General features: G+C 75.7%; 25 protein-coding genes and 1 pseudogene. All 26 read left to right on the plus strand.

The genetic code is table 11. From position 1 onward, the window contains the following. Nucleotides 1-23: 23 nt before the first annotated feature. The 26 genes and pseudogenes from fliS to EDC57_RS04255 all read left to right on the plus strand — a co-directional run bounded on the left by fliS (nt 24) and on the right by EDC57_RS04255 (nt 22,711). Entirely contained in the window at nt 24-440 is a 417-nt protein-coding gene (fliS, locus tag EDC57_RS04130; RefSeq protein ID WP_123400501.1) for a flagellar export chaperone FliS, read from the plus strand. Nucleotides 441-448: 8 nt separating this feature from the next. Then, entirely contained in the window at nt 449-742 is a 294-nt protein-coding gene (gene fliT, locus EDC57_RS04135) for a flagellar protein FliT (RefSeq protein ID WP_123400503.1), read from the plus strand. A gap of 39 nt (nt 743-781) precedes the next feature. Next, nucleotides 782-1,342 (plus strand): PilZ domain-containing protein, encoded by a 561-nt coding sequence (locus EDC57_RS04140; RefSeq protein WP_123400505.1) that lies wholly within the window; start codon nt 782-784, stop codon nt 1,340-1,342. A 67-nt stretch (nt 1,343-1,409) separates the two neighbouring features. Next, on the plus strand, nt 1,410-2,744 hold the full coding sequence (locus EDC57_RS04145; protein WP_123400507.1) for a sigma-54 interaction domain-containing protein: 1,335 nt from the start codon (nt 1,410-1,412) through the stop codon (nt 2,742-2,744). Nucleotides 2,745-2,817: 73 nt separating this feature from the next. Further along, a complete protein-coding gene (locus EDC57_RS04150) occupies nt 2,818-3,999 on the plus strand; it encodes a sensor histidine kinase (RefSeq protein WP_123400509.1) in 1,182 nt (393 codons plus the stop codon). Then, nucleotides 3,999-5,321 (plus strand): sigma-54-dependent transcriptional regulator, encoded by a 1,323-nt coding sequence (locus EDC57_RS04155; RefSeq protein WP_123400511.1) that lies wholly within the window; start codon nt 3,999-4,001, stop codon nt 5,319-5,321. Before EDC57_RS04150 ends, EDC57_RS04155 begins: the two co-directional genes overlap by 1 nt. 13 nt (nt 5,322-5,334) lie before the next feature. Next, nucleotides 5,335-5,658, plus strand: a complete 324-nt coding sequence (gene fliE / locus EDC57_RS04160) for a flagellar hook-basal body complex protein FliE (protein WP_123400513.1) — start codon at nt 5,335-5,337, stop codon at nt 5,656-5,658. Nucleotides 5,659-5,713: 55 nt separating this feature from the next. Then, entirely contained in the window at nt 5,714-7,327 is a 1,614-nt protein-coding gene (fliF, locus tag EDC57_RS04165; protein WP_123400515.1) for a flagellar basal-body MS-ring/collar protein FliF, read from the plus strand. Further along, nucleotides 7,320-8,327, plus strand: coding sequence for a flagellar motor switch protein FliG (gene fliG / locus EDC57_RS04170; RefSeq protein ID WP_123400517.1), 1,008 nt, complete (start codon nt 7,320-7,322; stop codon nt 8,325-8,327). The genes fliF and fliG overlap by 8 nt, the downstream gene beginning before the upstream one ends. Next, on the plus strand, nt 8,320-8,961 hold the full coding sequence (locus EDC57_RS04175; RefSeq protein ID WP_123400519.1) for a flagellar assembly protein FliH: 642 nt from the start codon (nt 8,320-8,322) through the stop codon (nt 8,959-8,961). Before fliG ends, EDC57_RS04175 begins: the two co-directional genes overlap by 8 nt. After that, on the plus strand, nt 8,945-10,315 hold the full coding sequence (gene fliI / locus EDC57_RS04180; protein WP_123400521.1) for a flagellar protein export ATPase FliI: 1,371 nt from the start codon (nt 8,945-8,947) through the stop codon (nt 10,313-10,315). The genes EDC57_RS04175 and fliI overlap by 17 nt, the downstream gene beginning before the upstream one ends. Before the next feature lie 10 nt (nt 10,316-10,325). Next, a complete protein-coding gene (fliJ, locus tag EDC57_RS04185) occupies nt 10,326-10,766 on the plus strand; it encodes a flagellar export protein FliJ (protein ID WP_123400523.1) in 441 nt (146 codons plus the stop codon). A 55-nt stretch (nt 10,767-10,821) separates the two neighbouring features. After that, the gene (locus tag EDC57_RS04190; RefSeq protein ID WP_123400525.1) at nt 10,822-11,889 is read left to right on the plus strand and encodes a flagellar hook-length control protein FliK; all 1,068 of its coding nucleotides are present in this window, start codon (nt 10,822-10,824) and stop codon (nt 11,887-11,889) included. Nucleotides 11,890-12,052: 163 nt separating this feature from the next. Beyond that, nucleotides 12,053-12,586 carry a flagellar basal body-associated FliL family protein gene (locus EDC57_RS04195; RefSeq protein WP_170165027.1) on the plus strand — a complete coding sequence of 178 codons (534 nt, stop codon included), beginning with the start codon at nt 12,053-12,055 and terminating at the stop codon, nt 12,584-12,586. 4 nt (nt 12,587-12,590) lie between these two features. After that, on the plus strand, nt 12,591-13,595 hold the full coding sequence (fliM, locus tag EDC57_RS04200) for a flagellar motor switch protein FliM (protein ID WP_123400530.1): 1,005 nt from the start codon (nt 12,591-12,593) through the stop codon (nt 13,593-13,595). Between the two features lie 95 nt (nt 13,596-13,690). Then, nucleotides 13,691-13,942: pseudogene (gene fliN / locus EDC57_RS04205) on the plus strand (flagellar motor switch protein FliN); the annotation flags it as partial. A gap of 10 nt (nt 13,943-13,952) precedes the next feature. After that, nucleotides 13,953-14,354, plus strand: coding sequence for a flagellar biosynthetic protein FliO (fliO, locus tag EDC57_RS04210; protein WP_211331872.1), 402 nt, complete (start codon nt 13,953-13,955; stop codon nt 14,352-14,354). Beyond that, the gene (gene fliP, locus EDC57_RS04215; RefSeq protein ID WP_123400535.1) at nt 14,351-15,097 is read left to right on the plus strand and encodes a flagellar type III secretion system pore protein FliP; all 747 of its coding nucleotides are present in this window, start codon (nt 14,351-14,353) and stop codon (nt 15,095-15,097) included. The genes fliO and fliP overlap by 4 nt, the downstream gene beginning before the upstream one ends. 3 nt (nt 15,098-15,100) lie before the next feature. Then, nucleotides 15,101-15,373 (plus strand): flagellar biosynthesis protein FliQ, encoded by a 273-nt coding sequence (gene fliQ / locus EDC57_RS04220; protein WP_123400537.1) that lies wholly within the window; start codon nt 15,101-15,103, stop codon nt 15,371-15,373. 1 nt (nt 15,374) lies between these two features. Continuing rightward, nucleotides 15,375-16,157 (plus strand): flagellar biosynthetic protein FliR, encoded by a 783-nt coding sequence (gene fliR, locus EDC57_RS04225; RefSeq protein ID WP_245995118.1) that lies wholly within the window; start codon nt 15,375-15,377, stop codon nt 16,155-16,157. A gap of 3 nt (nt 16,158-16,160) precedes the next feature. Next, nucleotides 16,161-17,318 (plus strand): flagellar biosynthesis protein FlhB, encoded by a 1,158-nt coding sequence (gene flhB, locus EDC57_RS04230; protein WP_123400539.1) that lies wholly within the window; start codon nt 16,161-16,163, stop codon nt 17,316-17,318. A gap of 3 nt (nt 17,319-17,321) precedes the next feature. Next, entirely contained in the window at nt 17,322-19,418 is a 2,097-nt protein-coding gene (flhA, locus tag EDC57_RS04235) for a flagellar biosynthesis protein FlhA (protein WP_123400541.1), read from the plus strand. A 25-nt stretch (nt 19,419-19,443) separates the two neighbouring features. Continuing rightward, nucleotides 19,444-20,697: a flagellar biosynthesis GTPase FlhF gene (flhF, locus tag EDC57_RS04240; RefSeq protein ID WP_123400543.1), complete on the plus strand. Its 1,254-nt coding sequence runs from the start codon at nt 19,444-19,446 to the stop codon at nt 20,695-20,697. A gap of 37 nt (nt 20,698-20,734) precedes the next feature. After that, a complete protein-coding gene (locus EDC57_RS04245; protein ID WP_123400917.1) occupies nt 20,735-21,568 on the plus strand; it encodes a MinD/ParA family protein in 834 nt (277 codons plus the stop codon). Continuing rightward, the gene (locus tag EDC57_RS04250) at nt 21,565-22,299 is read left to right on the plus strand and encodes an RNA polymerase sigma factor FliA (protein ID WP_123400545.1); all 735 of its coding nucleotides are present in this window, start codon (nt 21,565-21,567) and stop codon (nt 22,297-22,299) included. The genes EDC57_RS04245 and EDC57_RS04250 overlap by 4 nt, the downstream gene beginning before the upstream one ends. Before the next feature lie 31 nt (nt 22,300-22,330). Next, complete coding sequence (locus EDC57_RS04255; RefSeq protein WP_123400547.1) at nt 22,331-22,711, plus strand: response regulator; 381 nt, start codon at nt 22,331-22,333, stop codon at nt 22,709-22,711. Nucleotides 22,712-22,714: the final 3 nt, after the last annotated feature.

The following is a 22,714-nucleotide window of genomic DNA, read 5'->3' on the forward strand; positions in this document are numbered from 1 at the left end:
CAGACAACGAAAGGAGCGAGACCATGAACCGCAGCGGCGCCATCCAGCAGTACCGCCAGGTCAGCACCCACGCCGGGGTCACCGACGCCGATCCGCACCGCCTCGTCCAGATGCTGCTGGAGGGGGCGCTGGAGAAGGTCTGCACCGCCCGCGGCCACATGGTGCGGGGCGAGGTGGCGGCCAAGGGGGCCCAGATCGGTTGGGCCATCTCCATCCTCGAGGGGCTGCGGGCGAGCCTCGATCGCGAGCGCGGGGGCGAGATCGCGGCCAATCTCAACGACCTCTACGACTACATGGAGCGCCGGCTGCTGGAGGCCAACCTGCACAACGACCCCGCCATCCTCGACGAGGTGGCCAACCTCCTGCGCGAGATCAAGGGCGCCTGGGACGCGATCCCCGAGGCGGTGCGCGCCGGCGTCCCGGCGGCCGCGGGAGCCTGAGGCCGGCGGTGGACGAGGTCCTGGCCCTGACCGAGGCCATGCTCGGCCACGCCCGCGCCGGATCCTGGGCGGCGGTGGCCGAGCTGCAGGGGCGGCGGCGCGAGGCCATCCGCCGCGCCTTCGCCGCCCCGCCCGACGCCGCCCGCGCCGAGGCCCTCGCCGAGGCCATCCGCGCCGTGCTCGCCCGCGACCGCGAGCTCGCGGCCCTGGCCCTGGCGGCGCGGGAGGAGGCGGCGGCGGCCCTGCGCGCCCTGCGCCGCGGCCGCGCCGCCGCCGCCGCCTACGGCGCCGCCGCCGGCTGAGCCCTTGCCGCCCCCGGCGGCGCCGGCTACGCTGCCGCCATGGCCGGGGAGCCGCAGGAAGGTCTCGGCGCCGGCGTCGTCCACCGCGCGCGCATCCCCCTGCGCTGGCGCGCGGCGCCCGACGACGCCGTCCCCGACGCGCAGACCAACGCCCGCGTCCTCCGCCTCGCCCTCGCCCTCGACGAGTGGCCGCGGCGGGGCGAGCCCGCCGACGAGCCCGGCGCCGATCCGGCGCTCGCGCGCATCGAACGCCGCCTCGACCTGATCCTGGAGCTCATGGGCCTGTGGCTCGCCCGCGAGGGCGGCGCGCCGCCGCCGCGGGCGGTGGCGTGGCGGCTGGACGCCCTGCGCTGGGAGGGCGACGGGCGGCCGGCGCCCGGGCAGCGGGTCTTCGTGGAGCTTGTCCTCGATCCGCGCCTGCCGGCGCCGCTGGTGCTCGCAGGCCGTGCCGGCGGCGACGGCACGGTGATCCTCGAGCCTGCGCCGCCGCCCGTGGCCGAGCTGCTCGAGCGCTACCTCTTCCGCCAGCATCGGCGCACCGTGGCGCGGGCGCGGGCGGGCGGCGCGCCGGCTGCGCCGCCCGGCGCGTCGGATTTTTGACAACGCGCGGGCGGCGTCGCTACGCTTGCCGGGCCGCCGCGGGGGCGGGAGCACGGCAGGGGAGGGCATGAGCGGGACGTGCGAGGCGGTGGCGGTGGTGGCCGCCGAGGCGGCGGAGGCCGAGCGCCTCGCCGCCATCGTCCGCTTCCTCGACTACGAGCCGCGGGTGGCGGCGCCGGGTGAGGTGCCGGAGGGGGCGGCGGTGTGGCTCCTCGCCCCCGGCCTCGGTGGCGAGGCGCGGGCGCGGGCCCGGGCCGCGGCGCCGGAGGGTGTCGCCGTCATCGCGCTCGCCGACGGGGACGAGGCGGCCGAGGGGGCGGTGCCGCTGCGGCACGGGCCGCTCCTGGCGGCGCTGGAGCAGGCGGCGCGCAGGCAGGGGCGGGGCCGGGGCGCGCTGCACCGGCTGGTGGGGCGCAGCCCCGCCATCCGCGAGGTCCGCCGCCTCATCGAGCGCGTCGCCGACTCCGACGCCAACGTCCTCGTCCTCGGCGAATCGGGGACCGGCAAGGAGGTGGTGGCGCGGGTGCTGCACCGCCTCTCGCCGCGGCGCAACGGCCCCTTCGTGCCCGTCAACTGCGGCGCGATCCCGGCCGAGCTCCTGGAGAGCGAGCTCTTCGGCCACGAGAAGGGCGCCTTCACCGGGGCCTTCAGCAGCCGCCGCGGGCGCTTCGAGCTCGCCGACGGCGGCACCCTCTTCCTCGACGAGATCGGCGACATGAGCCTGCCGATGCAGGTCAAGCTCCTGCGCGTGCTGCAGGAGCGCTGCTTCGAGCGGGTGGGCGGGAGCCGCACCATCACGGTGGACGTGCGCATCGTCGCCGCCACCCACCGCGACCTGGAGGCGGCGATCCGCGACGGCCGCTTCCGCGAGGACCTCTACTACCGCCTCAACGTCTTCCCCATCGAGATGCCGCCGCTGAGGGCGCGCGCCGAGGACATCCCGCTGCTGATCGAGGAGTTCGTCGCCCGCCTCGACGCCGCTGGCCGGCCGGGACCGCGCCTGACCCCGGCGGCGCTGCAGGCCCTCGCCGCCTACGACTGGCCGGGCAACGTGCGCGAGCTGCAGAACCTGGTGGAGCGTCTCGCCATCCTCCACCCGGGCGAGTCGGTGGACGTGCGCGACCTGCCGGAGCGCTACCGCCGCGGCCTCGAGGCCGGGGTGGAGGTGGCCGAGGCCCTGGGCGCGGCGGCGCCCGGCGCCGCCGCGCCGGAGCTGCCGCCGGAGGGCCTGGATCTGCGCGAGTACCTGGCCGAGCTCGAGGTGCGGCTCATCTCGCAGGCCCTGGAAGAGGCCGGCGGCGTGGTGGCCCACGCCGCGCGCCGCCTCGGCATGCGCCGCACCACCCTGGTGGAGAAGCTGCGCAAGTACGGCCTCCAGCGCCCGGAGCAGGCGGGGGCCTGAGACCGCGCCGGAGTCCGGCACGCTTCCTGCATCCTCTCGGGGCAGGGAGCGTGTGCGACGGAATTCCGACGTCATGGCGCAGAACCAGCCCAGCGCGGAGCTTGCCGAGGCCTTCCGGCTCTTCAACGACCTCTCGGAGCAGCTTGCGGCCGCCTACCGCGACCTCGAGGCGCGCGTGGCCGTCCTCACCGAGGAGCTGGCGGCGGCGCGCGGGGCGCGCATGCGCGAGCTGGCGGAGAAGGAGCGCCTCGCCGGGCGCCTGGCGCGGCTGCTGGAGGTGCTGCCGGTGGCGGTGCTGGTGCTGGACGCCGAGGGCCGGGTGGTCCAGCACAACCCGGCCGCCGAGCGCTTCCTCGGCCTCGTCCCGGCGGGGCGGCGCTGGGCCGAGCTCGCTGCGGGGCTGCGCCCGGCGAGCGCCGACGGGCGCGAGCTCGCCACCGCGGGGGGGCGCCGCCTGAGCCTCGCCCGCGCGGCGCTCGCCGACGGCGGGCGCATCCTCGTCCTCCACGACGTCACCGAGACCCGCCGCCTCGAGGCCCAGGCCGCGCGGCAGGCGCGGCTCGCCGACCTCGGCGAGGTCACCGCCCGCATCGCCCATCAGCTGCGCACGCCGCTGGCGGCGGCGCTGCTGCAGGCGGGACACCTCGCCCGCGACGACCTCGAGCCGGCGCTGCGCCGGCGCATCGCGGGGCGGCTGCAGGAGCGGCTGCGCGCCCTGGAGGGGCGCATCGCGGGGCTGCTGCGTTTCGCCCGCGGGGTCCCGGAGGCGGGCGGCGAGGCGCTCTTCGACGCCGTCGCCGCGGCCCGCGAGGCGGCGGCCGAGGCGGCGGGCTTCGGCCGCCCGCGGGTCGCGGTGCGCGCGCCCGCGGGCGAGGCCCTGGTGCGCGGCCGGCGCGAGGCCTTGGTGGAGGCGCTCGCGAACCTGGTGGACAACGCCCGCGAGGCCGGCGCCGCCGAGGTCACCCTCACCGTCGGGTGCGCCGACGGCTGGGTCACGGTGGAGGTGGCGGACGACGGCCCCGGCGTGCCCGCCGAGGCGCGGGAGCGGCTCTTCGAGCCCTTCTTCACGACCCGTCCCGACGGCACCGGGCTGGGGCTTGCGGTGGTGCGCGCGGTGGCGCGCGCCCACGGCGGCGAGGCGGCCTACGTCGGCGGCCCCGGCGCCCGCTTCGTCCTGCGCCTGCCGCAGGCGACGGCGGCCGAGCCCCTGGCGGGCGGGGCGGTGCGGATGGCGAAAGCAGGAAGGAGGAGGTGATGAGCGAGGGGGTCGTGCTCGTGGTGGAGGACGATGCGGCGCTGCGCGAGGCGCTGTGCGACACCTTGGAGATGGCGGGGCACGAGGTGGCGGCGGCGGCCGACGGCGAGGAGGCCCTGGCCGCCCTCGAGGCGCACCCGGTGGGGCTGGTGGTCAGCGACGTCCAGATGCCGCGCCTCGACGGCCACGGGCTGCTGCGGCGCATCCGGGCGTCGCGTCCGGAGGTGCCGGTGCTGCTGGTGACCGCCTACGGCACGGTGCAGAGCGCGGTGGAGGCGATGCGCCTCGGGGCCGTGGACTATCTCGTCAAGCCCTTCGAGGCCGAGACGCTGCTGGCCAAGGTGCGCCGCTACCTGCGCCGGCCCGAGGCCGAGGTCCCGGTGGCGGAGGATCCGCGCTCGCGCGAGGTGCTGGCGCTGGCGCGGCGGGTGGCGGCGAGCGAGGCGACGGTGCTGCTCACGGGCGAGTCCGGCACCGGCAAGGAGGTGGTGGCGCGCTATATCCACCGCCGCTCGCCGCGCGGTGCCGGCCCCTTCGTCGCCGTCAACTGCGCCGCCATCCCGGAGAACATGCTGGAGGCGATCCTCTTCGGCTACGAGAAGGGCGCCTTCACCGGGGCCTACCGCAGCACGCCCGGCAAGTTCGAGCAGGCCCAGGGGGGCACCCTGCTCCTGGACGAGATCTCGGAGATGCCGCTGGCGCTGCAGGCGAAGCTGCTGCGCGTGCTCCAGGAGCGCGAGGTGGAGCGGCTCGGCGGGCGCGAGACGGTGCGCCTCGACGTGCGGGTGCTCGCGACCACCAACCGCCGCCTGCGCGAGGAGGTGGCCGCCGGCCGCTTCCGCGAGGACCTCTACTACCGCCTCAACGTCTTTCCGCTGCACCTGCCGCCGCTGCGGGAGCGTCCCGGCGACATCCTGCCCCTGGCGCGGCACCTGCTCGCCCGCCACGTGCCCGCGGGGCGGCCGCTGCCGCGCCTGACCGCCGCCGCCGAGCGGCTGCTTCTGGCCCACCACTGGCCGGGCAACGTGCGCGAGCTGGAGAACGCGCTGCAGCGGGCCCTCATCCTCGCCGACGGCGGCGAGGTGGACGCCTGGGCGCTGCGCCTGGAGGCCGAGGCGCCCCCCCGGGCGGGGGGCGAGGCGCCCGCGGACCTGGGCAGCGATCTGCGCAGCCGCGAACACCAGCTCATCCTCGAGGCCCTGCGCGCCGGCGGCGGCAGCCGCAAGAAGGCGGCCGAGCACCTCGGCATCAGCCCGCGCACGCTGCGCTACAAGCTCGCGCGCATGCGCGAGGCGGGCATCCCGATTCCGGAGGCATGCTGACGGGGGGACGGACGTGAGCGAGATCGGCATCCAGGATCTCATCGCGCAGATGCGCGCCATGGCGGCGCGCGCCGCGGGCGGCGCCGAGCCCGCCGCCGGCGGCGAGGCCGCGGGGGGCGGCTTCGAGGCCCTGCTGCGCCGGGCGGTGGACGAGGTCAACGCCCGCCAGCAGCAGGCGGCGGGGCTCGCCGAGGCCTTCGAGCGCGGCGAGCCGGGGGTGGAGCTTGCGCAGGTGATGGTGGCCCTGCAGCGGGCCAACGTCTCCTTCCAGGCCATGACCCAGGTGCGCAACCGCCTGGTGGAGGCCTATCAGGAGATCTTCCGCATGCAGATCTGATCCCGGGTGACGGGCCCCGAGGCGGGCGCCGTCGGTCGGTGCCGAGGAGGTTGCGATGGCGGTGGTGAAGCTGGAGGATCTGGGGGCCTCGGTCAGCGGCCTCGGCCGCATGCCGGTGGTGCGCCAGGTGGCGGCGATGGTGGGGGTGGCGGCGGCGGTGGCCATCGGCGTGGCGGTGGCGCTGTGGGCGCAGCGCCCGCCCATGGTGCCCCTCTACGGCAGCCTGGCGGCGCAGGACGCGGCCGAGGTGGCCGAGGCCCTGCGCCAGGCGGGGGCGTCGTTCCGCCTGGATCCCGCCACCGGCGCGATCCTCGTGCCCGAGGCCAAGGTCCACGAGCTGCGCCTGCGCCTCGCCGAGGCGGGGCTTCCGCGCGGCGCCGACACCGGCTTCGAGCTCCTCGACCAGCAGCAGGGCTTCGGCACCAGCCGCTTCATCGAGCAGGCCCGCTACCAGCGGGCGCTGGAGGGGGAGCTCGCGCGCACCATCTCTGCGCTCGCCAGCGTCGAGTCGGCGCGCGTGCACCTGGCCGTGCCCCGACCCTCGGTCTTCCTGCGCGAGCGCGAGGAGCCGAGCGCCTCGGTCCTGGTCAGGCTGCGCCCCGGCCGGACCCTGGAGCGGCCGCAGGTGGACGCCATCGTGCACCTGGTGGCCTCGAGCGTGCCGGGGCTCAAGGCCTCGCGGGTCAAGGTGGTGGACCACAAAGGCCGGCTCCTGACCCGCGACGAGAGCGGGCTCGCGGGTCTCAGCACCCGCCAGCTGGAGTACCAGAAGGCGGTGGAGGAGCGCTACGCCGAGCGCGTGCGGCAGCTGCTGGCGCCGGTCGTGGGCGCCGACGGCGTGCGGGTGCAGGTGGCGGCCGACCTGGACTTCACCGCCACGGAGTTCACCCGCGAGTCCTTCGACCCGCAGCGCAGCGCGGTGCGCAGCGAGGAGAGCAGCGAGGAGGTGAGCGGCGGCGCCGAGCCGGCGGGGGTGCCGGGTGCGCTCTCCAACCAGCCGCCCGCCGAGCCCGAGCTGGTGCCGGGGGCGCAGCCGGTGAGCCCGCCGGAGCAGTCGCCGGTGCGCAACAGCGCGCGGCGCGTGGTGCGCAACTACGAGATCGACCGCACCATCAGTCACGTGCGCGAGCCCGTGGGCCGCATCAGCCGCCTCTCGGTGGCGGTGCTGGTGGACGACCGCGTGGTCACCCGCGAGGACGGCACCACGGCGCGCCAGCCGCGCACCCCGGAGGAGATGGAGCGCATCACCGCCCTGGTGCGCCAGGCGGTGGGCTTCGACCAGGCCCGCGGCGACACCGTGAGCGTCATCAACGCCTCCTTCCAGCCGCCGGCCGCGCCCGAGCCGCTCCCGGAGCCGGCCCTGTGGGAGCGGCCGTGGGTGTGGGCGCTGGCCAAGCAGGTGGCGGCGGCGGCGCTTATACTGCTGCTGATCCTGGTGGTCCTCAGGCCGCTGGTGCGGGGCGCGGCCCAGGCCGGGGCGGCGCCCCCGCCGGCGCCGGCCCTGCCGCCCGGCGCCGGCGGCGCGGCGCAGCCCGCGCAGCTCCAGGGCCCGCAGCCGCAGCGTCCGGCGAGCTTCGAGGAGCAGCTCGGCGCGGCGCAGACGGTGGCGAGCCAGGACCCGAAGCGCGCGGCGCAGGTGGTGAAGACGTGGCTTGCGAGCGATGGCTGAGGCGGGGAGCGCGAAGTTGAGCGGGGCCCAGCGCGCCGCGGTCCTCCTCATGACCCTCGGCGAGCGCGCCGCGGCCGAGGTGCTGCGCCACCTCGGCCCCCACGAGGTGCAGCAGGTGGGCCAGGCCATGGCCGAGCTCGGCGGCGTCACCCGCGAGCAGGTGCAGGGGGTGCTGGAGGCCTTCGTGCAGGGGGTGGAGAAGCACACCGCCCTCGGCGTGGGCAAGGAGGAGTACCTGCGCACGGTGCTGGTGGAGGCCCTCGGGCCGGAGCGGGCCGGTGCGGTCCTCGAGCGCATCCTGCAGGGGGTGTCGGGCAAGGGGCTGGACGCCCTGCGCTGGCTCGATCCGCGCGCCATCGCCGGGCTCATCCGCAACGAGCATCCCCAGATCCAGGCCATCGTCCTCTCCTACCTGGAGGCGGAGACCGCGGCCCAGGTGCTCGCCCTGCTGCCCCAGCACGTGCGCGCCGAGGTGGTGATGCGCGTCGCCACCATGGACACCGTGCCCTCCGAGGCCCTGCAGGAGCTCGACGCCATCGTCGAGCAGAGCGTCTCGCGGGGGCTCGCCCGCGGCGGCAGCGCCCTCGGCGGCCTGAGGCGGGCGGCGGACCTGGTCAACCTCCTCGACGCCGAGACCGAGGGCGCGGTGATGGAGGCGCTCAAGGAGAGCGACGCAGACCTGGCGCAGCAGATCGAGGAGCAGATGTTCGTCTTCGAGAACCTCATGGACGTGGACGACCGCGGCATCCAGATGCTGCTGCGCGAGATCAACACCGAGACCCTGGTGGTGGCCCTGAAGGGCGCCGACGAGGCGCTGCAGGAGAAGATCTTCCGCAACATGTCCAAGCGCGCCGCCGAGATGCTGCGCGACGACCTGGAGGTGCGCGGCCCGGTGCGCGTGAGCGAGGTGGAGGCGGCGCAGAAGGAGATCCTGGCGGTGGCGCGGCGCCTCGCCGAGGAGGGCCAGATCATGCTCGGCAAGGGGGACGAGTTTGTCTAGGCTGCTGCGGGGCGAGCGCGCCGGCGAGGCCGAGCGCTGGCAGGCCCCGGAGGTGGGGGCCTCGGGGACCGTGCGGCGCCACGCCCTGCCCACCGCCGAGGAGATCGAGCGCATCCAGCGCCAGGCCTGGGAGGAGGGCTTCACCGAGGGGCGCGAGGCCGGCTATCGCGAGGGGCGCGCGGCGGGCGAGGCCGAGGTGCGGGCGGCGGCGCGGCGGCTCGAGGCGCTCTGCGATCTGCTCGCCCGTCCGCTGCAGGCCCTCGACGAGGAGGTCGAGCGCGAGCTGGTGCAGCTCGCGCTCGCGGTGGCGCAGCAGCTCGTGCGGCGGGAGCTGCGGACGGATCCGGGCGAGGTGGTGGCGGTGGTGCGCGAGGCGCTGGCGGCGTTGCCGGTGGCCGAGCGCCTGGTGCGCGTCCACCTCCATCCCGAGGATGCCGCCCTCGTGCGCGAGGCGCTCTCCCTCTCGGGCGAGGAGCGGGCCTGGAAGGTGGTGGAGGATCCCACCATCACCCGCGGCGGCTGCCGCGTGGAGACCGACGTCTCGCGCCTGGATGCCACGGTGGAGAACCGGCTGGCGGTGATCGCGGCGCGGCTCCTCGGCGGCGAGCGGGAAGCGGATGGGCACGCAGGCTGATCCGGCGGCGGCGCGGCGCGCGGCCTGGCGGGCGCGCCTGGCGGCGCGGCGGGCGCTGCTCGCCCGCCCGGTCCGCCCGGTGGTGGAGGGTCGCCTCACCCGCATGGTGGGGCTGACCCTGGAGGCGGTGGGCTGCCAGGCGCCGGTGGGCGGGCGCTGCCGCGTCGTCGGCCCGGGCGGCGAGGTGGAGGCCGAGGTGGTGGGCTTCGCCGGGGAGCGGCTCTTCCTCATGCCCACCGGGGAGCTCACCGGGCTGGTGCCCGGGGCGCGCGTCATCCCGCAGCAGGGCGGGGCCGAGGTGGCGGTGGGCGAGGGGCTGCTGGGGCGGGTCGTGGACGGCGCCGGGCGCCCCCTCGACGGGCGCGGGCCGCTGCGCGTCGAGGCGCACCGCCCGCTCACGGGCAGGCCCTTCAACCCGATGCTGCGCCGGCCCATCCGCGAGCCGCTGGACGTGGGCGTGCGCGCCATCAACGCCCTGCTCACCGTGGGCCGCGGCCAGCGCATGGGGCTCTTCGCCGGCAGCGGCGTGGGCAAGAGCGTGCTCCTCGGCATGATGACCCGCTACACCGAGGCCGACGTCATCGTCGTCGGGCTCATCGGCGAGCGCGGGCGCGAGGTGCGCGAGTTCGTGCAGAACATCCTCGGCGAGGAGGGGCTGCGCCGGGCGGTGGTGGTGGCGACCCCCGCCGACCATCCGCCGCTGATGCGGCTGCACGGGGCGATGCTGGCCACCACCATCGCGGAGTACTTCCGCGACCGCGGCCGGCAGGTGCTGCTGCTGATGGACTCGCTGACCCGCTTCGCCCAGGCCCAGCGCGAGATCGCGCTGGCCATCGGCGAGCCGCCGGCCACCAAGGGCTATCCGCCCTCGGTCTTCGCCCGCCTGCCGCAGCTGGTGGAACGCGCCGGCAACGCCGAGGACGGCGGCGGCTCCATCACCGCCTTCTACACCGTGCTCGCCGAGGGCGACGACCAGAACGACCCCATCGCCGACGCCGCCCGCGCCATCCTCGACGGCCACGTGGTGCTCTCGCGCGAGCTCGCCGACGCCGGGCACTACCCCGCCATCGACGTCGAGGCCTCGGTGAGCCGCGCCATGATGGAGATCACCGGCGCGGAGCACCAGCGTGCCGCGCGCCGCTTCCGCCAGCTCTTCAGCACCTACCGCCAGCACCGCGACCTCATCAGCGTCGGCGCCTACCAGCACGGCAGCGATCCGCGGGTGGACGAGGCCATCGACTACTATCCTCGTCTCATGGCCTTCCTGCGCCAGGACATGGGCGAGCGGGTGACCTGGGCCGAGAGCGTCGCCGCCCTCGAGGCGCTGGTGGGCGTGCGGCAGGCGGCGGCCTGAGCGGAGGGGGATGACGATGGCGGGCCGGGCGAGGCGGATGGAGCCGGTGGCGCGGGTGATGCACGAACGCGAGCGCGAGGCCGCCCGCCGCCTCGGCGAGGCCCAGGCGCGGCTTCGGGCGCGGCTTGCCGAGCGCGAGCGCCTCGAGGGCTACCGCGCCGAGTACGCCCGCAGCCTGCAGGGGGCGGCCGCCGTGAGCGGCGCGCGCCTGCGCGACTATCGCGTCTTCCTGGAGCGCATCAACCGGGCCCTCGGCGAGCTCGAGCGCGCGGTGGAGCAGGCCCGCGCGGAGGTGGAGGCCTGCCGCCGGCACTGGCTCGAGGCGCAGCGGCGCAGCCGTTCCGTGGGCCTGGCCGTGGAGCGGCTGCAGGGGCTCGAGCGGCGCGAGGAAGCGCGCCGCGAGCAGCGCGAGAGCGACGGGCACGCGGCGAGACGCCTGCGCCGCGGCTGAGACCTGGCACGGGATCTGCATCCTTCCGGGCAGGGACGAGGCGGAGGACGCCCCCATGGAACAGCTGATGCCCATCCTGGCCCCGGGTGCGGTGCCGGCGCAGCCCGCGGCCTCGCCCGCGCAGGCCGCGCCGGCGGTGGATTTCACGCGCCTGCTGGAGGCCGGCATGGCCCTGCTTGCGGGCGAGGCGCCGCCGCTTGCGGCCGCGCCGCAGGCGGCGGCGGACGGCAAGGCCTTGCCGCCCGAGGCGGCGGCGCGGCCGGCGACCGCCGGGCGGCCCGCGGTGGCGGGCGCGGTCCCGGCGGTTCCGGCGGACGGGGAGGCGGGCGCGGTGCAGGCCGCCGAGGACCGTGACGATGCGGGCGGGGCGTCGGATGCGCCGGTGCCGCCCCCGGCGCTGCCGGTGGTGCCGGATGCGCCCGCCGCCGGCGGCGCGGCGCCGGCGGCGGAGGAGGCCGCGGGGGCGGCGGCGCGGGCGCGGCCGCGGCCCGCGGAGGCGGCGCTGCCGACGCCGTCGGCTGCGGGCGAGACCGGCGGCGGCGAGGCCACGGCACGGGCCGCTGCGGTCATGGCCGCGGCGGGGGCCCCGGAGGCGGCCCCGGTGGCGGCCGGGGGGGCGAGGGGCGGCCGCGACGAGGCCGTCGCCGCGGCACCGCCTGCCTCCGCGCCGCCGCGGGACGGCCAGCCCGCCGCCCCGGAGGCCGCCGCCGCGCCGCGCGATCCGGCGCGGCCGGAGTTCGCCGACGCGCTCGCCGAGCGGGTCCAGTGGCTGGCCCGCGGCGGGCACGGCGCGGCGCGCATCCAGCTCGACCCGCCCCACCTCGGCCAGCTCGAGGTGCGGGTCTCGGTGCACAACGACCAGGTCCAGGTCCAGTTCCACGTCCAGCAGGGGGCGGCGGCGGACGCCCTCCAGGCGGCCCTGCCGCGCCTGCGCGACCTGCTCGCCGCGCAGGGCATGGCGCTCGCCCACATGGGGGTGCAGCACCAGGGGCCCGGCCAGGACGGCGGCGGCCACGCCCGTGACGGCGCCGGTGCCGGATCCGCCTGGGCCGAGCCGGACGCCCCCGCCGACGCCGCCGCACCCGTCCGCCGCGGCGACGGCCTCCTCGACGCCTACGCCTGACCCGCGCGCCGGCTTCCCGACGCGCTCGCCCGCTGGTGCGTCGGCGGGCCGGCGCATCCGCCCGCGCCGCGTTTGCAACCTCCTGAGTCTTCGGGGCTAAATGGGAAGGCGCCGTGATGGCACGGGGCTTGCTATCCCTTTGGGCAGGACGGAGGTGCGAACGATGGCCGACGAGGACGAGCTCGAGCTCTCCAGCGACGAGGAGGGCGGAAAGAAGAAGGGGAAGAAGGGGGGGCGCAAGACCCTCTTCCTGATCCTCGGGGCGGTGGTGGTGGCGGCCGCCGCCGCGGGCGGGGGCGTCTGGTTCCTGACGCGCGGCGAGGCGCCGCCGGAGCCCCCGGCGCAGGCCGAGAGCGCGCCCGAGGCGCCGGCGCCCAAGCAGGCCTTCTACATGCCCCTCGACCCCCCCTTCGTGGTCAACGTGGGCGGCAGCAACAGCAACCGCTTCCTGCAGGTGACCATCGAGGTGATGGCCCGCGACGAGAAGGTCTTCGACGACGTCAAGAAGCACATGCCGGCGATCCGCGACGCGCTGCTGCTGCTCTTCTCGAGCCAGGACATCGAGGCCCTGGGCACCATCGAGGGCAAGCAGAAGCTGCGCCAGGCGGTGCTGGCCGAGATCCAGCGCATCCTCCAGGAGGAGACGGGCAGCCCCGGCATCGAGCGGGTCTACTTCACCAGCTTCGTCACCCAGTAGCGCCATGTCGGTCAACGACCTCCTCTCCCAGGAAGAGATCGACGCCCTCCTCGCCGGGGTGAGCGAGGGCGAGGTGCCGGCCGGCGAGGGCACACCGCCGGCGGAGGGCGAGGTCCGCCCCTACGACTTCACCAGCCAGGACCGCATCGTGCGCGGCCGCCTGCCGGGGCTCGACGTGGTCAACGAGCGGCTGGCGCGGCACCTGCGCGGCAGCCTCTCGGCGCTGCTGCGCCGCCCGGTGGAGGTCAAGGCCGAGCCGGTGCAGACCCTCAAGTTCGGCGAGTACGCGCACAGCCTCTACGTGCCGAGCAGCATCAACCTGCTCGAGATCCAGCCCCTGCACGGCACGGCGATGCTGGTGCTCGATCCGAAGCTGGTCTACGTGGTGGTGGACCACTTCTTCGGCGGCGGCGGCCGCTTCGGGCCGCGCATCGAGGGGCGGGAGTTCACGGCCACGGAGCGGCGCGTGATCCAGCGCCTGGTGGACGCCGCGCTCGCCGACCTGGCGCGGGCCTGGGAGCCGGTGCTTCCGCTGCGGGTGACGCTGGCGGGCACGGAGATCAACCCGCATCTTGCGAACATCGCCATCCCCGCCGAGGTGGTGGTGGTGAGCGCCTTCCGGGTGGAGCTCGAGGGCGGGGGCGGCGGCGCCCTCCACGTGACCTTCCCCTACGCCATGCTGGAGCCGGTGCGCGAGCACCTCGACAGCGGCGTGCAGAGCGACCGCATCGAGGTGGACGAGGGCTGGGCCGAGGCCCTGCGCGAGCAGACCAAGGCGGCGCGGGTGGAGCTCGTGGGGGTGCTGGCGCAGACCGAGATCGCCCTGCGCGACGTCCTCGCCATGAAGCCCGGCGACGTCATCCCCCTCGACCCGCCGGAGCTGGTGACGCTGCACGTGGAGGGGATCCCGATGTTTCTCGGACGCTTCGGCAGCCACGAGGGCGCCAACGCCGTGCGCATCGAGCGCGTGGTGCGCCGGCCCCGCGCTGCCGGGGGAGGTGGGGCATGAGCGACGAGCAGAAGACCGGCAACGGGGCGGCGCCGGAGCCGGCGCCCATGGAGGAGCTTGCGGCGGGGCCGCAGGAGGGCGGGCGCGAGCTCGACCTCGACCTCATCCTCGACATCCCCGTGGACCTCACGGTGGAGATCGGGCGCACCCGCATGAGCATCCGCAACCTGCTGCAGCTCAACCAGGGCTCGGTGGTGGAGCTGGACCGGCTCGCGGGCGAGCCCCTGGACGTGCTGGTCAACGGCACCCTGGTGGCGCACGGGGAGGTGGTGGTGGTCAACGACAAGTTCGGGATCCGCCTCACCGACGTGGTCAGCCCCAGCGAGCGGATCCAGCGGCTGCGCTGAGGGGGGCGTGGTGCGCGCGAGGATCCTCGTGCTGCTGGCCCTGCCGCTGCCCGCGACGGCGGCGGAGGCGGCCGACCCCCTGGCGCCGCAGCAGCTTGCGCGCATCCTGGCGGGGCTGGTGCTGGTGGTGCTGGTGATCGCGGCCACCGCCTGGGGGCTTCGCCGCCTCGGCCGCGTCGGCCTCGGCGGCGGCGGCGTGCTGCGGGTGGTGGCGGCGCTGCCGGTGGGGGCGCGGGAGCGGCTCCTGCTGGTGGAAGTGGGCGGCGAGCAGATCCTGATCGGGGTCGCCCCGGGGCGGATCCAGCGGCTGCACACCCTGGCCGAGCCGGTGGCGGCGCCGGCACCGGCCGCCCCCGGCGGCTTCGCCGCGCGCCTGCGCGAGGCCCTGGGGGCGCGGGAGGCGGGGCGATGAGACGGGGGCGCCTGGCCGCGGTGCTGCTTCTGCTCGCGCCCGCCCTCGCCTCGGCGCAGCCCGGGATCCCCGCGCTCACCGTGGACGGGCCCGGCGGCGGGCAGACCTACACCCTCTCGATCCAGATCCTGTTCCTCATGACGGCGCTGACGCTGCTGCCGGCGGCGCTGCTCATGATGACCGCCTTCACCCGCATCATCATCGTCCTCGCCGTGCTGCGCCAGGCCCTCGGCACGTTGCAGACGCCTTCGAACCAGATCCTGGTGGGGCTGGCCCTGTTCCTGACCCTGTTCGTGATGGCGCCGGTGCTGGAGCGGGTGCGCACCGAGGCCCTCGCCCCCTACCTCGCCGACGAGATCCCGGCCGAGGAGGCCCTGCGCCGCGCCGCCGGGCCGATGCGCGCGTTCATGCTGCGCCAGACCCGCGACGACGCCCTCGCCTTGTTCGTGCGGCTCTCCGGGCGGGAGCCGCCGGCCTCGCGCGAGGAGGTGCCGTTCTCGCTGCTGGTGCCCGCCTTCGTCACCAGCGAGCTCAAGACCGCCTTCCAGATCGGCTTCCTGCTCTTCGTCCCCTTCCTCGTCATCGACCTCGTGGTGGCGAGCGTGCTGATGTCCATGGGCATGATGATGCTGTCGCCGATGCTGGTCTCGCTGCCGTTCAAGATCATGCTCTTCGTCCTCGTCGACGGCTGGTCGCTGGTGATGGCGACGCTGGCGGCGAGCTTCGGCGTGACGGGAGGCTGAGGGGTGGGTCCGGACGAGGTCATCGACATCGGCCAGCGGGCGCTGGAGGTGATGGTGCTGCTGGCGGCGCCGATGCTGCTTGCCGCCCTGCTCGTGGGCGTGGTGGTGGGCATGCTGCAGGCGGCGACCCAGATCAACGAGCTGACCCTGAGCTTCGTCCCCAAGCTGATCGTGGTGGCCCTGGTGCTCATGGCGGCGGGCCCGTGGATGCTGGGCCTGATCGTGGACTTCACGCGGGAGCTCATGGAGGCGGTCCCGCAGCTCGTGGGGGGCTGAGGTGGTGGTGCCGTGGAACGCCGACGTCCTCGCCGCCGAGGTGGCGCGCTGGTTCTGGCCCTTCGTGCGCGTCGCCGCCATGGTGATGGTGGCGCCGGTGTTCGGCGCCGCCGGGGTGCCCGTGCGGGTGCGGCTGGTGACGGCGCTGGCGCTCACCGCGGCGGTGGCGCCGGTGCTGCCGGCGCCGCCGGCGGTGGCCCCGGCGAGCGTGGCGGGCCTGCTGGTGGGGGTGCAGCAGCTGCTGATCGGCCTCGCCACGGGCTTCGCCCTGCGCCTGGTCTTCGCCGCCATCGCCACCGCCGGGCAGGTGCTCGCCAACACCATGGGGCTCGGCTTCGCCTCCAGCGTCGATCCGCAGAACGGGGTCCAGGTCCCGGTGCTGAGCCAGTTCCTGGTGGTGCTTGCGACCCTGGTCTTCGTCTCCGTCAACGGCCACCTGATCCTCATCGACATCGTCGCCGGCAGCTTCCGCACCCTGCCGGTGGCGGCGGAGGGGCTGGGGCGGGCCGATCTCTGGGCGGTGGCCGCCTGGGGCGGCGAGCTCTTCGCCGGCGCGGTGCTCATCGCCCTGCCGGTGCTGACGGCGCTGCTGCTGCTCAACCTCGCCTTCGGCGTCATCACCCGGGCGGCGCCCCAGCTCAACATCTTCGCCGTCGGCTTCCCGCTCTCGATGCTGCTCGGGTTCGTGGTGATCTGGGTCTCGCTGCCGGGGCTGCTGCCGCAGCTGGAGCGGCTCCTCGCGGCGGGGCTCGGGCTTGCGCGCACGCTCCTCGGCGGAGGCTGAGCCGTGGCCCAGGAAGACGCCCAGGAAAGAACCGAACGACCGACGCCGAAGCGCCTGCGCGAGGCGCGAGAGAAGGGCCAGGTCCCCCGCTCGCGCGAGCTCGGCACCCTGTTCCTGCTCCTCGCGGGGGCGGGCGGGCTGCTGCTCACGGGGCCGCATCTTGCCGGGGGGATGGAGGCGCTGCTGGTGCGGGGGCTGCGCCTGGAGGCGGCCGACGTGCTGGACCCCGCCGCCCCGGTCCGCCTGCTCGCGCGCGCGGTCACGGAGGCGGCGCTCGCCCTGGCGCCGCTGCTGGCCCTGCTGGTGGCGGCCGCGGTGGCGGCGCCCCTGGTGCTCGGCGGCTGGGTCTTCAGCACCGAGACCCTGATGCCGAAGTGGGAGCGCATCGATCCGGTGCGGGGCCTGCGGCGGGTGTTCTCGCTGCGCGGGCTGATCGAGCTCGTCAAGGCCCTGGCCAAGTTCGCCGTGATCGCCACCGTGGCGGTGGTGCTGCTGTGGCGGCTCGGGCCGGCGCTGCTCGGCCTCGGCCAGCAGGAGGCGGGGCAGGCGGTGGCGGACGCCGCGGCGCTGCTCGCCTGGGCCTTCCTCGGGCTTGCCGCCTCGACCCTGCTCATCGCCGCCGTCGACGTCCCGTTCCAGCTCTGGGACCACACCCGGCAGCTGCGCATGACCCGCCAGGAGGTGCGCGACGAGCTCAAGGAGACCGAGGGCAAGCCCGAGGTGCGCGCCAGGCAGCGCGAGCGCCAGCGCGAGATCGCCCGTCGCCGCATGATGGCGGAGGTGCCCAAGGCCGACGTCGTGGTCACCAACCCCACCCACTTCGCCGTCGCCCTGCGCTACCGCCCGGAGCGGATGCGGGCGCCGCAGGTGGTGGCCAAGGGGACCGATCTCGTCGCCGCCCAGATCCGCGGTGTCGCCGCCCGCGCCGGGGTGCCGCAGTTCGAGGCGCCGCCCCTCGCGCGCGCCCTCTACTACAGCACCGAGGTGGGGCAGGAGATCCCGGCGGCGCTCTACGTCGCCGTGGCCCAGGTGCTGGCCTGGGTCTACCAGGTGGACGCCGCCCGCCGCGAGGGGCGCGAGGCCCCGGCGCGGCCGCAGGGGCTCGAGGTTCCGGACGAGCTGACCCGGCCGGGCGCAGCCCGCGCCGCAAGGAGACACTGAGCCATGGCCACCTCCGCCGCCGTCCTCTCCGTGCGCAGCCTGACCCGCTACGGCCTCGGCGCCCCGCTGCTGCTGGTCATGATCATGGCCATGGTGGTGCTGCCGCTGCCGCCGCTCGCCCTCGACGCCTTCTTCACCTTCAACATCTCGCTGTCGCTGGTGGTGCTGCTCGCCGCGGTCTACGCCCAGCGTCCCCTGGACTTCGCCGTCTTCCCCACGGTGCTGCTGATGGCGACGCTGCTGCGGCTCGCGCTCAACGTGGCCTCGACGCGGGTGGTGCTGCTGCGCGGGCACACGGGGTCGGATGCCGCCGGGCGGGTGATCGAGGCCTTCGGCCAGTTCGTGGTCGGCGGCAGCTACACCGTGGGGCTGGTGGTCTTCGTCATCCTCGTCATCATCAACTTCGTGGTCGTCACCCGCGGCGCCGGGCGGGTCTCGGAAGTGAGCGCCCGCTTCACCCTCGATGCCATGCCCGGCAAGCAGATGGCCATCGACGCCGACCTCAACGCCGGGCTCATCACCCAGGACGAGGCCCGCGCCCGGCGCGAGGAGATCGCCCGCGAGGCGGACTTCTACGGGGCCATGGACGGTGCCAGCAAGTTCGTGCGCGGCGACGCCATCGCCGGCATCCTCATCCTCTTCATCAACATCCTCGGCGGCGTCGCCGTCGGCACCGCCCAGCACGGCCTGCCCCTGGGCGAGGCCTTCCGCAACTACACCCTGCTCACCATCGGCGACGGCCTGGTGGCGCAGATCCCGTCGCTGCTCCTCTCCACCGCGGCGGCGATCATGGTCACCCGGGTCTCGGCCGCCCAGGACCTCGGCTCGGAGGTGCTGCGGCAGGTCTTCTCGAGCCCGCGCGTGCTCGGGGTCACGGCCGGCATCGTGGGCGTGCTGGGGACGATCCCGGGGATGCCCAACCTGCCGTTCCTGACCCTGGCCGCGGTGGCGGGCGGCGCCGCCTGGTGGATGACGCGGCGGGCCCGGGCCGAGGTGGTGGAGGAGGCCGAGCCGGAGGCGCCGCCGCATCCGCGCGAGCCCGAGCTCACCTGGGACGACGTCCAGCCGGTGGATCCCATCGGCCTCGAGGTGGGCTACCGCCTGATCCCGCTGGTGGACCGCACCCAGGGCGGGCAGCTCATGCCGCGCATCAAGGGCGTGCGCAAGAAGCTCACCCAGGAGCTCGGCTTCCTGGTGCCGGCGGTGCACATCCGCGACAACCTGGATCTCTCCCCCAACGCCTACCGCATCACCCTCAACGGCGTCCCCGTGGGCGAGGCCGAGGTCCACCCGGACCGCGAGCTCGCCATCAACCCGGGTCAGGCCCACGGGCGCCTACAGGGCCTCGCCACCAAGGACCCGGCCTTCGGCCTCGATGCGGTGTGGATCGAGCCCGCGCAGCGCGAGCACGCCCAGACCCTGGGCTACACGGTGGTGGACGCCGCCACCGTCATCGCCACCCACCTCAGCCAGGTGCTGCGCACCCACGCCCACGAGCTGCTGGGCTTCGAGGAGGTGCAGCACCTGCTGGAGGTCCTCGGGCGCAAGGCCCCCAAGCTGGTGGAGGAGCTGGTGCCGCGCACCCTCTCCATGGCCACCGTGCTGCGGGTGCTGCAGAACCTGCTCGTCGAGGGGGTGCCCATCCGCGACATCCGCACCATCTGCGAGACCCTCGCCGAGCACGGCCCGCGCACCCAGGACCCGGACGCCCTCACGGGGGCGGTGCGGGTCGCCCTCGGGCGGGCCATCGTCCAGGGCATCGTCGGCGGCGCCGCGGAGCTGCGGGTGGCGACCCTGGACCCCGCCCTCGAGCAGCTGGTGCAGCAGTCCCTGCAGGTGGCCGGCGCCGGCGGCGGGGCGGGCCTCGAGCCCGGCCTCGCCGAGCAGATCCACCGCGGGGTGAGCGAGGCCGCGGCCCGCATCGAGGCCTCGGGGCAGCCGCCGGTGCTGGTGGTGGGCGGGGCGGTGCGGGCCTGGCTGTCGCGCTTCCTGCGCCCGTCCATCCCCGGGCTGCACGTGCTCGCCTACAACGAGCTGCCCGACGGCAAGCAGATCCGGGTCGTCGCCACCGTCGGCCAGCAGCAGATCGCCGCCGGCTGAGGCCTGAGGAGAGGAGGAAGAGGCCATGCGAATCAAGCGCTTTGCGGCCCCGGACATCCGCACCGCGATCCGCCTCGTGCGCGAGACGCTGGGCCCGGACGCGGTGATCCTGTCCAACCGCCGCGGTCCCGAGGGGGTGGAGATCGTGGCCGCGGTGGACTACGACGAGGCGGCGCTGCTGGCGGCGGCGGACGAGGCGGGTGCGGCGCCCGAGGCCGCCGCCCTTGCCGCGGAGACCGCCACGCCCGGCGCCGACCTCCCGCCCGCGGGGCCCGCGCCGCGTCGGGACGCGCCCGCCACGGAGGCCGCCGCGGCCCGGCCGGCGGCGGGGGAGACCGCGGCGGCCGGGCTCGAGGAGGTGCAGCGCGAGCTCCACCGCCTGCGCGGCCTCGTGGAGGGGCAGCTCGCGCGGCTCGCCTGGGGCGAGCTCAAGCGCACGCGCCCGCAGGAGGTGGCGCTCCTCGGGCGGCTGACCGAGCTCGGGCTTGCGCCGCGGCTCGCGCGGCGCATCGCCGCCGAGGCCGCCGCCCAGGAGGACGCGGAGCGAGCCTGGCGGGCCGCCCTCGGGCTGCTCGCCCACGCCCTGCCGATGGCGGCGGCCGAGCCGGTGGCCGAGGGCGGGGTGGTGGCGCTGGTGGGGGCCACCGGGGTCGGCAAGACCACCATGGTGGCCAAGCTCGCCGCCCGCTGCGCGCTTCGTCACGGCCGCCGCTCGGTGGCGCTGGTCACCACCGACAGCTACCGCATCGGCGCCCAGGAGCAGCTTCGCACCTTCGCCCGTATCCTCGACGTCCCCCTGCGCGTGGCCGAGGACGCCGAGTCCCTGCGCGAGGCGATCGCCGCCCTCTCGGACCGGCACCTGGTGCTGGTGGACACCGCCGGCATGAGCCAGCGCGACGTGCGCCTCTCGGAGCAGCTGGCGCTGCTCGCCGCGGGGGGGGCGGCCGTGCGCAGCTACCTCGTGCTCTCCGCCACCACCCAGCGGCAGGGGCTCGAGGAGGTGGTGCGGGCCTTCCGCGGCGCGGCCCCGGCCGGCTGCATGGTCACCAAGGTGGACGAGGCCGGGCGGCTCGGCGACGTCCTTTCCGTGGTCATCGAGCATCGACTTCCGGTAGCCTATGTGGGCAACGGCCAGCGCGTGCCGGAGGATCTCCAGCTCGCCCGCGCCCACAACCTCGTCAGCCTCGCCATGGCGATGGGCCAGCGCCACGGCGGCGAGGTGGACGAGGAGGTGCTGGCGGCGGGGCTGGGGCCGGTGCTGGCCGGCGGGGCGTGCTGAGGTGGCGCGCGAGGACCAGGCGGCGGGGCTGCGGAGGATGACGGGCGGAGCGGTACGGACCATCGCCGTGACCAGCGGCAAGGGCGGGGTCGGCAAGACCAACGTCTCGGTCAACCTCGCCGTGGCCCTGGCCGAGGCGGGGCAGCGGGTGCTGCTGTTCGACGCCGACCTCGGCCTCGCCAACGTCGACGTCCTCCTCGGGCTGCAGGCGCGGCGCAACCTCTCGCACGTGGTCAGCGGCGAGTGCGGCCTGCGCGAGATCATCCTCCGGGGGCCGGGCGGGATCGGCATCGTGCCCGCTTCCTCGGGCACCCAGCGCATGGCCGAGCTCACCCCCGCCGAGCACGCCGGGCTCATCCGCGCCTTCAGCGAGCTCGAGGACGAGGTGGACGTGCTCGTGGTGGACACCGCGGCGGGTATCTCCGACACCGTCGTCTCCTTCAGCCGCGCCGCCCAGGAGGTGCTGGTGGTGGTCTGCGACGAGCCCACCTCCATCACCGACGCCTACGCCCTCATCAAGCTGCTCAGCCGCGACTACGGCCTCGACCGCTTCCACGTCGTCTCCAACCTCGTCCCCGGGGCCGCCGAGGGGCGGGCCCTGTTCGACAAGATCCGCCGCGTCACCGACCGCTTCCTCGACGTCACCCTCGACCACGCCGGCGTCATCCCGGAGGACCCCTACGTGCGCCGGGCGGTGCAGCAGCAGCGCGCGGTGGTGGAGGCCTTCCCCTCGTCGCGGGCGGCGGAGGCCTTCCGCCAGCTCGCCCGCCAGGTCCTCGCGTGGCCGCTGCGCCGCGACGCCGACGGGCGGCTGCAGTTCTTCTTCGAGCGGCTGGTGGCGCTGCAGGGCGAGGAGGCGGGGCTGCCGTGATCGGTGCGGCGGGCTACGAGGCGCTCGCGGAGCAGGACCGTGCGGCCCTCGTCGAGCGCCACGCCCCGCTGGTCAAGCGCATCGCCCATCACCTCATGCACCGGCTGCCGCCGACGGTGCAGCTCGAGGACCTCCTCCAGGCGGGGGTGGTGGGGTTGCTGGAGGCGGCGCGCAACTTCGACCCCTCGCACGGGGCGAGCTTCGAGACCTACGCCGGGATCCGCATCCGCGGTGCCATGCTCGACGAGGTGCGCCGCCACGACTGGGTCCCCCGTTCGGTCCACCGCAAATCGCGGATGGTGGCCGAGGCGATCCAGGAGATCGAGCGCCGCGAGGGGCGCGAGGCCCGCGACGAGGAGGTGGCCGCGGTGCTGGGCATCGGCCTCGACGAGTACCACCGCATCCTCCAGGACGCGAGCAGCGGGCGGCTCTTCAGCTTCGAGGAGGTGGCGGGCGAGGGCGGCGAGCTCATCGGCGGCGAGGATCCGGGCGCCGACCCGCTGGCCGCGGTGGAGGCCGAGGACCTGCGCCAGGCGGTGGCGCGGGCGATCGGGGAGCTCAGCGAGCGCGAGCAGCTCGTCCTCGCCCTCTACTACGACGAGGAGCTCAACCTGCGCGAGATCGGGGCGGTGCTGGGGGTGACCGAGTCGCGGGTCTGCCAGATCCACGGCAAGGCCATGCTGCGGCTGCGGGCGCGGGTGCGCGAGTGGATGGGGGAGGCGCGCGGGTGACGGCGACCGTCCCCGGCGGGGGCTGAGGCCGATGCCCGAGCCGGCCGAGGCCCGCATCCTCATCGCCGATGCGCAAGGGGCCATGCGCCGCATCCTCGCGGGCCTGCTGGGCGAGCTCGGCTGCGCCCGGGTGGGCGAGGCGGAGAGCGCCGAGGAGGCCCTCGCGGCGCTGCAGGCCGAGCCCTTCGATCTCCTCATCGTGGACTACCACCTGCCCGAGACCGGCGGTCCCGAGCTGGTGCAGGCGCTGCGGCGCGACCCAGCCCTCGCCGGCATCCGCATCCTCATGGTGAGCCCCGAGGCGAGCCGCGAGCAGGTCCTCAAGGCGGCCGAGGCCGGCGTCGACGGCTACCTGGTCAAGCCCTTCACCGCCGCGCTCCTGCAGGAGCGCATCCGCCGCCTGCTGGGCTGAGCC

This window comes from Inmirania thermothiophila (assembly GCF_003751635.1).
Lineage (GTDB): Bacteria > Pseudomonadota > Gammaproteobacteria > DSM-100275 > DSM-100275 > Inmirania > Inmirania thermothiophila.

What these genes read in the sequence shown, in the direction of transcription:
- fliS (WP_123400501.1), top strand. Translation starts at nt 24, where the DNA reads ATGAACCGCAGCGGCGCCATCCAGCAGTACCGCCAGGTCAGCACCCAC.
- EDC57_RS04140 (WP_123400505.1), top strand. Translation starts at nt 782, where the DNA reads ATGGCCGGGGAGCCGCAGGAAGGTCTCGGCGCCGGCGTCGTCCACCGC.
- EDC57_RS04145 (WP_123400507.1), top strand. Translation starts at nt 1,410, where the DNA reads ATGAGCGGGACGTGCGAGGCGGTGGCGGTGGTGGCCGCCGAGGCGGCG.
- EDC57_RS04150 (WP_123400509.1), top strand. Translation starts at nt 2,818, where the DNA reads ATGGCGCAGAACCAGCCCAGCGCGGAGCTTGCCGAGGCCTTCCGGCTC.
- EDC57_RS04155 (WP_123400511.1), top strand. Translation starts at nt 3,999, where the DNA reads ATGAGCGAGGGGGTCGTGCTCGTGGTGGAGGACGATGCGGCGCTGCGC.
- fliF (WP_123400515.1), top strand. Translation starts at nt 5,714, where the DNA reads ATGGCGGTGGTGAAGCTGGAGGATCTGGGGGCCTCGGTCAGCGGCCTC.
- fliG (WP_123400517.1), top strand. Translation starts at nt 7,320, where the DNA reads ATGGCTGAGGCGGGGAGCGCGAAGTTGAGCGGGGCCCAGCGCGCCGCG.
- fliI (WP_123400521.1), top strand. Translation starts at nt 8,945, where the DNA reads ATGGGCACGCAGGCTGATCCGGCGGCGGCGCGGCGCGCGGCCTGGCGG.
- fliJ (WP_123400523.1), top strand. Translation starts at nt 10,326, where the DNA reads ATGACGATGGCGGGCCGGGCGAGGCGGATGGAGCCGGTGGCGCGGGTG.
- EDC57_RS04190 (WP_123400525.1), top strand. Translation starts at nt 10,822, where the DNA reads ATGGAACAGCTGATGCCCATCCTGGCCCCGGGTGCGGTGCCGGCGCAG.
- EDC57_RS04195 (WP_170165027.1), top strand. Translation starts at nt 12,053, where the DNA reads ATGGCCGACGAGGACGAGCTCGAGCTCTCCAGCGACGAGGAGGGCGGA.
- fliM (WP_123400530.1), top strand. Translation starts at nt 12,591, where the DNA reads ATGTCGGTCAACGACCTCCTCTCCCAGGAAGAGATCGACGCCCTCCTC.
- fliP (WP_123400535.1), top strand. Translation starts at nt 14,351, where the DNA reads ATGAGACGGGGGCGCCTGGCCGCGGTGCTGCTTCTGCTCGCGCCCGCC.
- flhA (WP_123400541.1), top strand. Translation starts at nt 17,322, where the DNA reads ATGGCCACCTCCGCCGCCGTCCTCTCCGTGCGCAGCCTGACCCGCTAC.
- flhF (WP_123400543.1), top strand. Translation starts at nt 19,444, where the DNA reads ATGCGAATCAAGCGCTTTGCGGCCCCGGACATCCGCACCGCGATCCGC.
- EDC57_RS04245 (WP_123400917.1), top strand. Translation starts at nt 20,735, where the DNA reads ATGACGGGCGGAGCGGTACGGACCATCGCCGTGACCAGCGGCAAGGGC.
- EDC57_RS04255 (WP_123400547.1), top strand. Translation starts at nt 22,331, where the DNA reads ATGCCCGAGCCGGCCGAGGCCCGCATCCTCATCGCCGATGCGCAAGGG.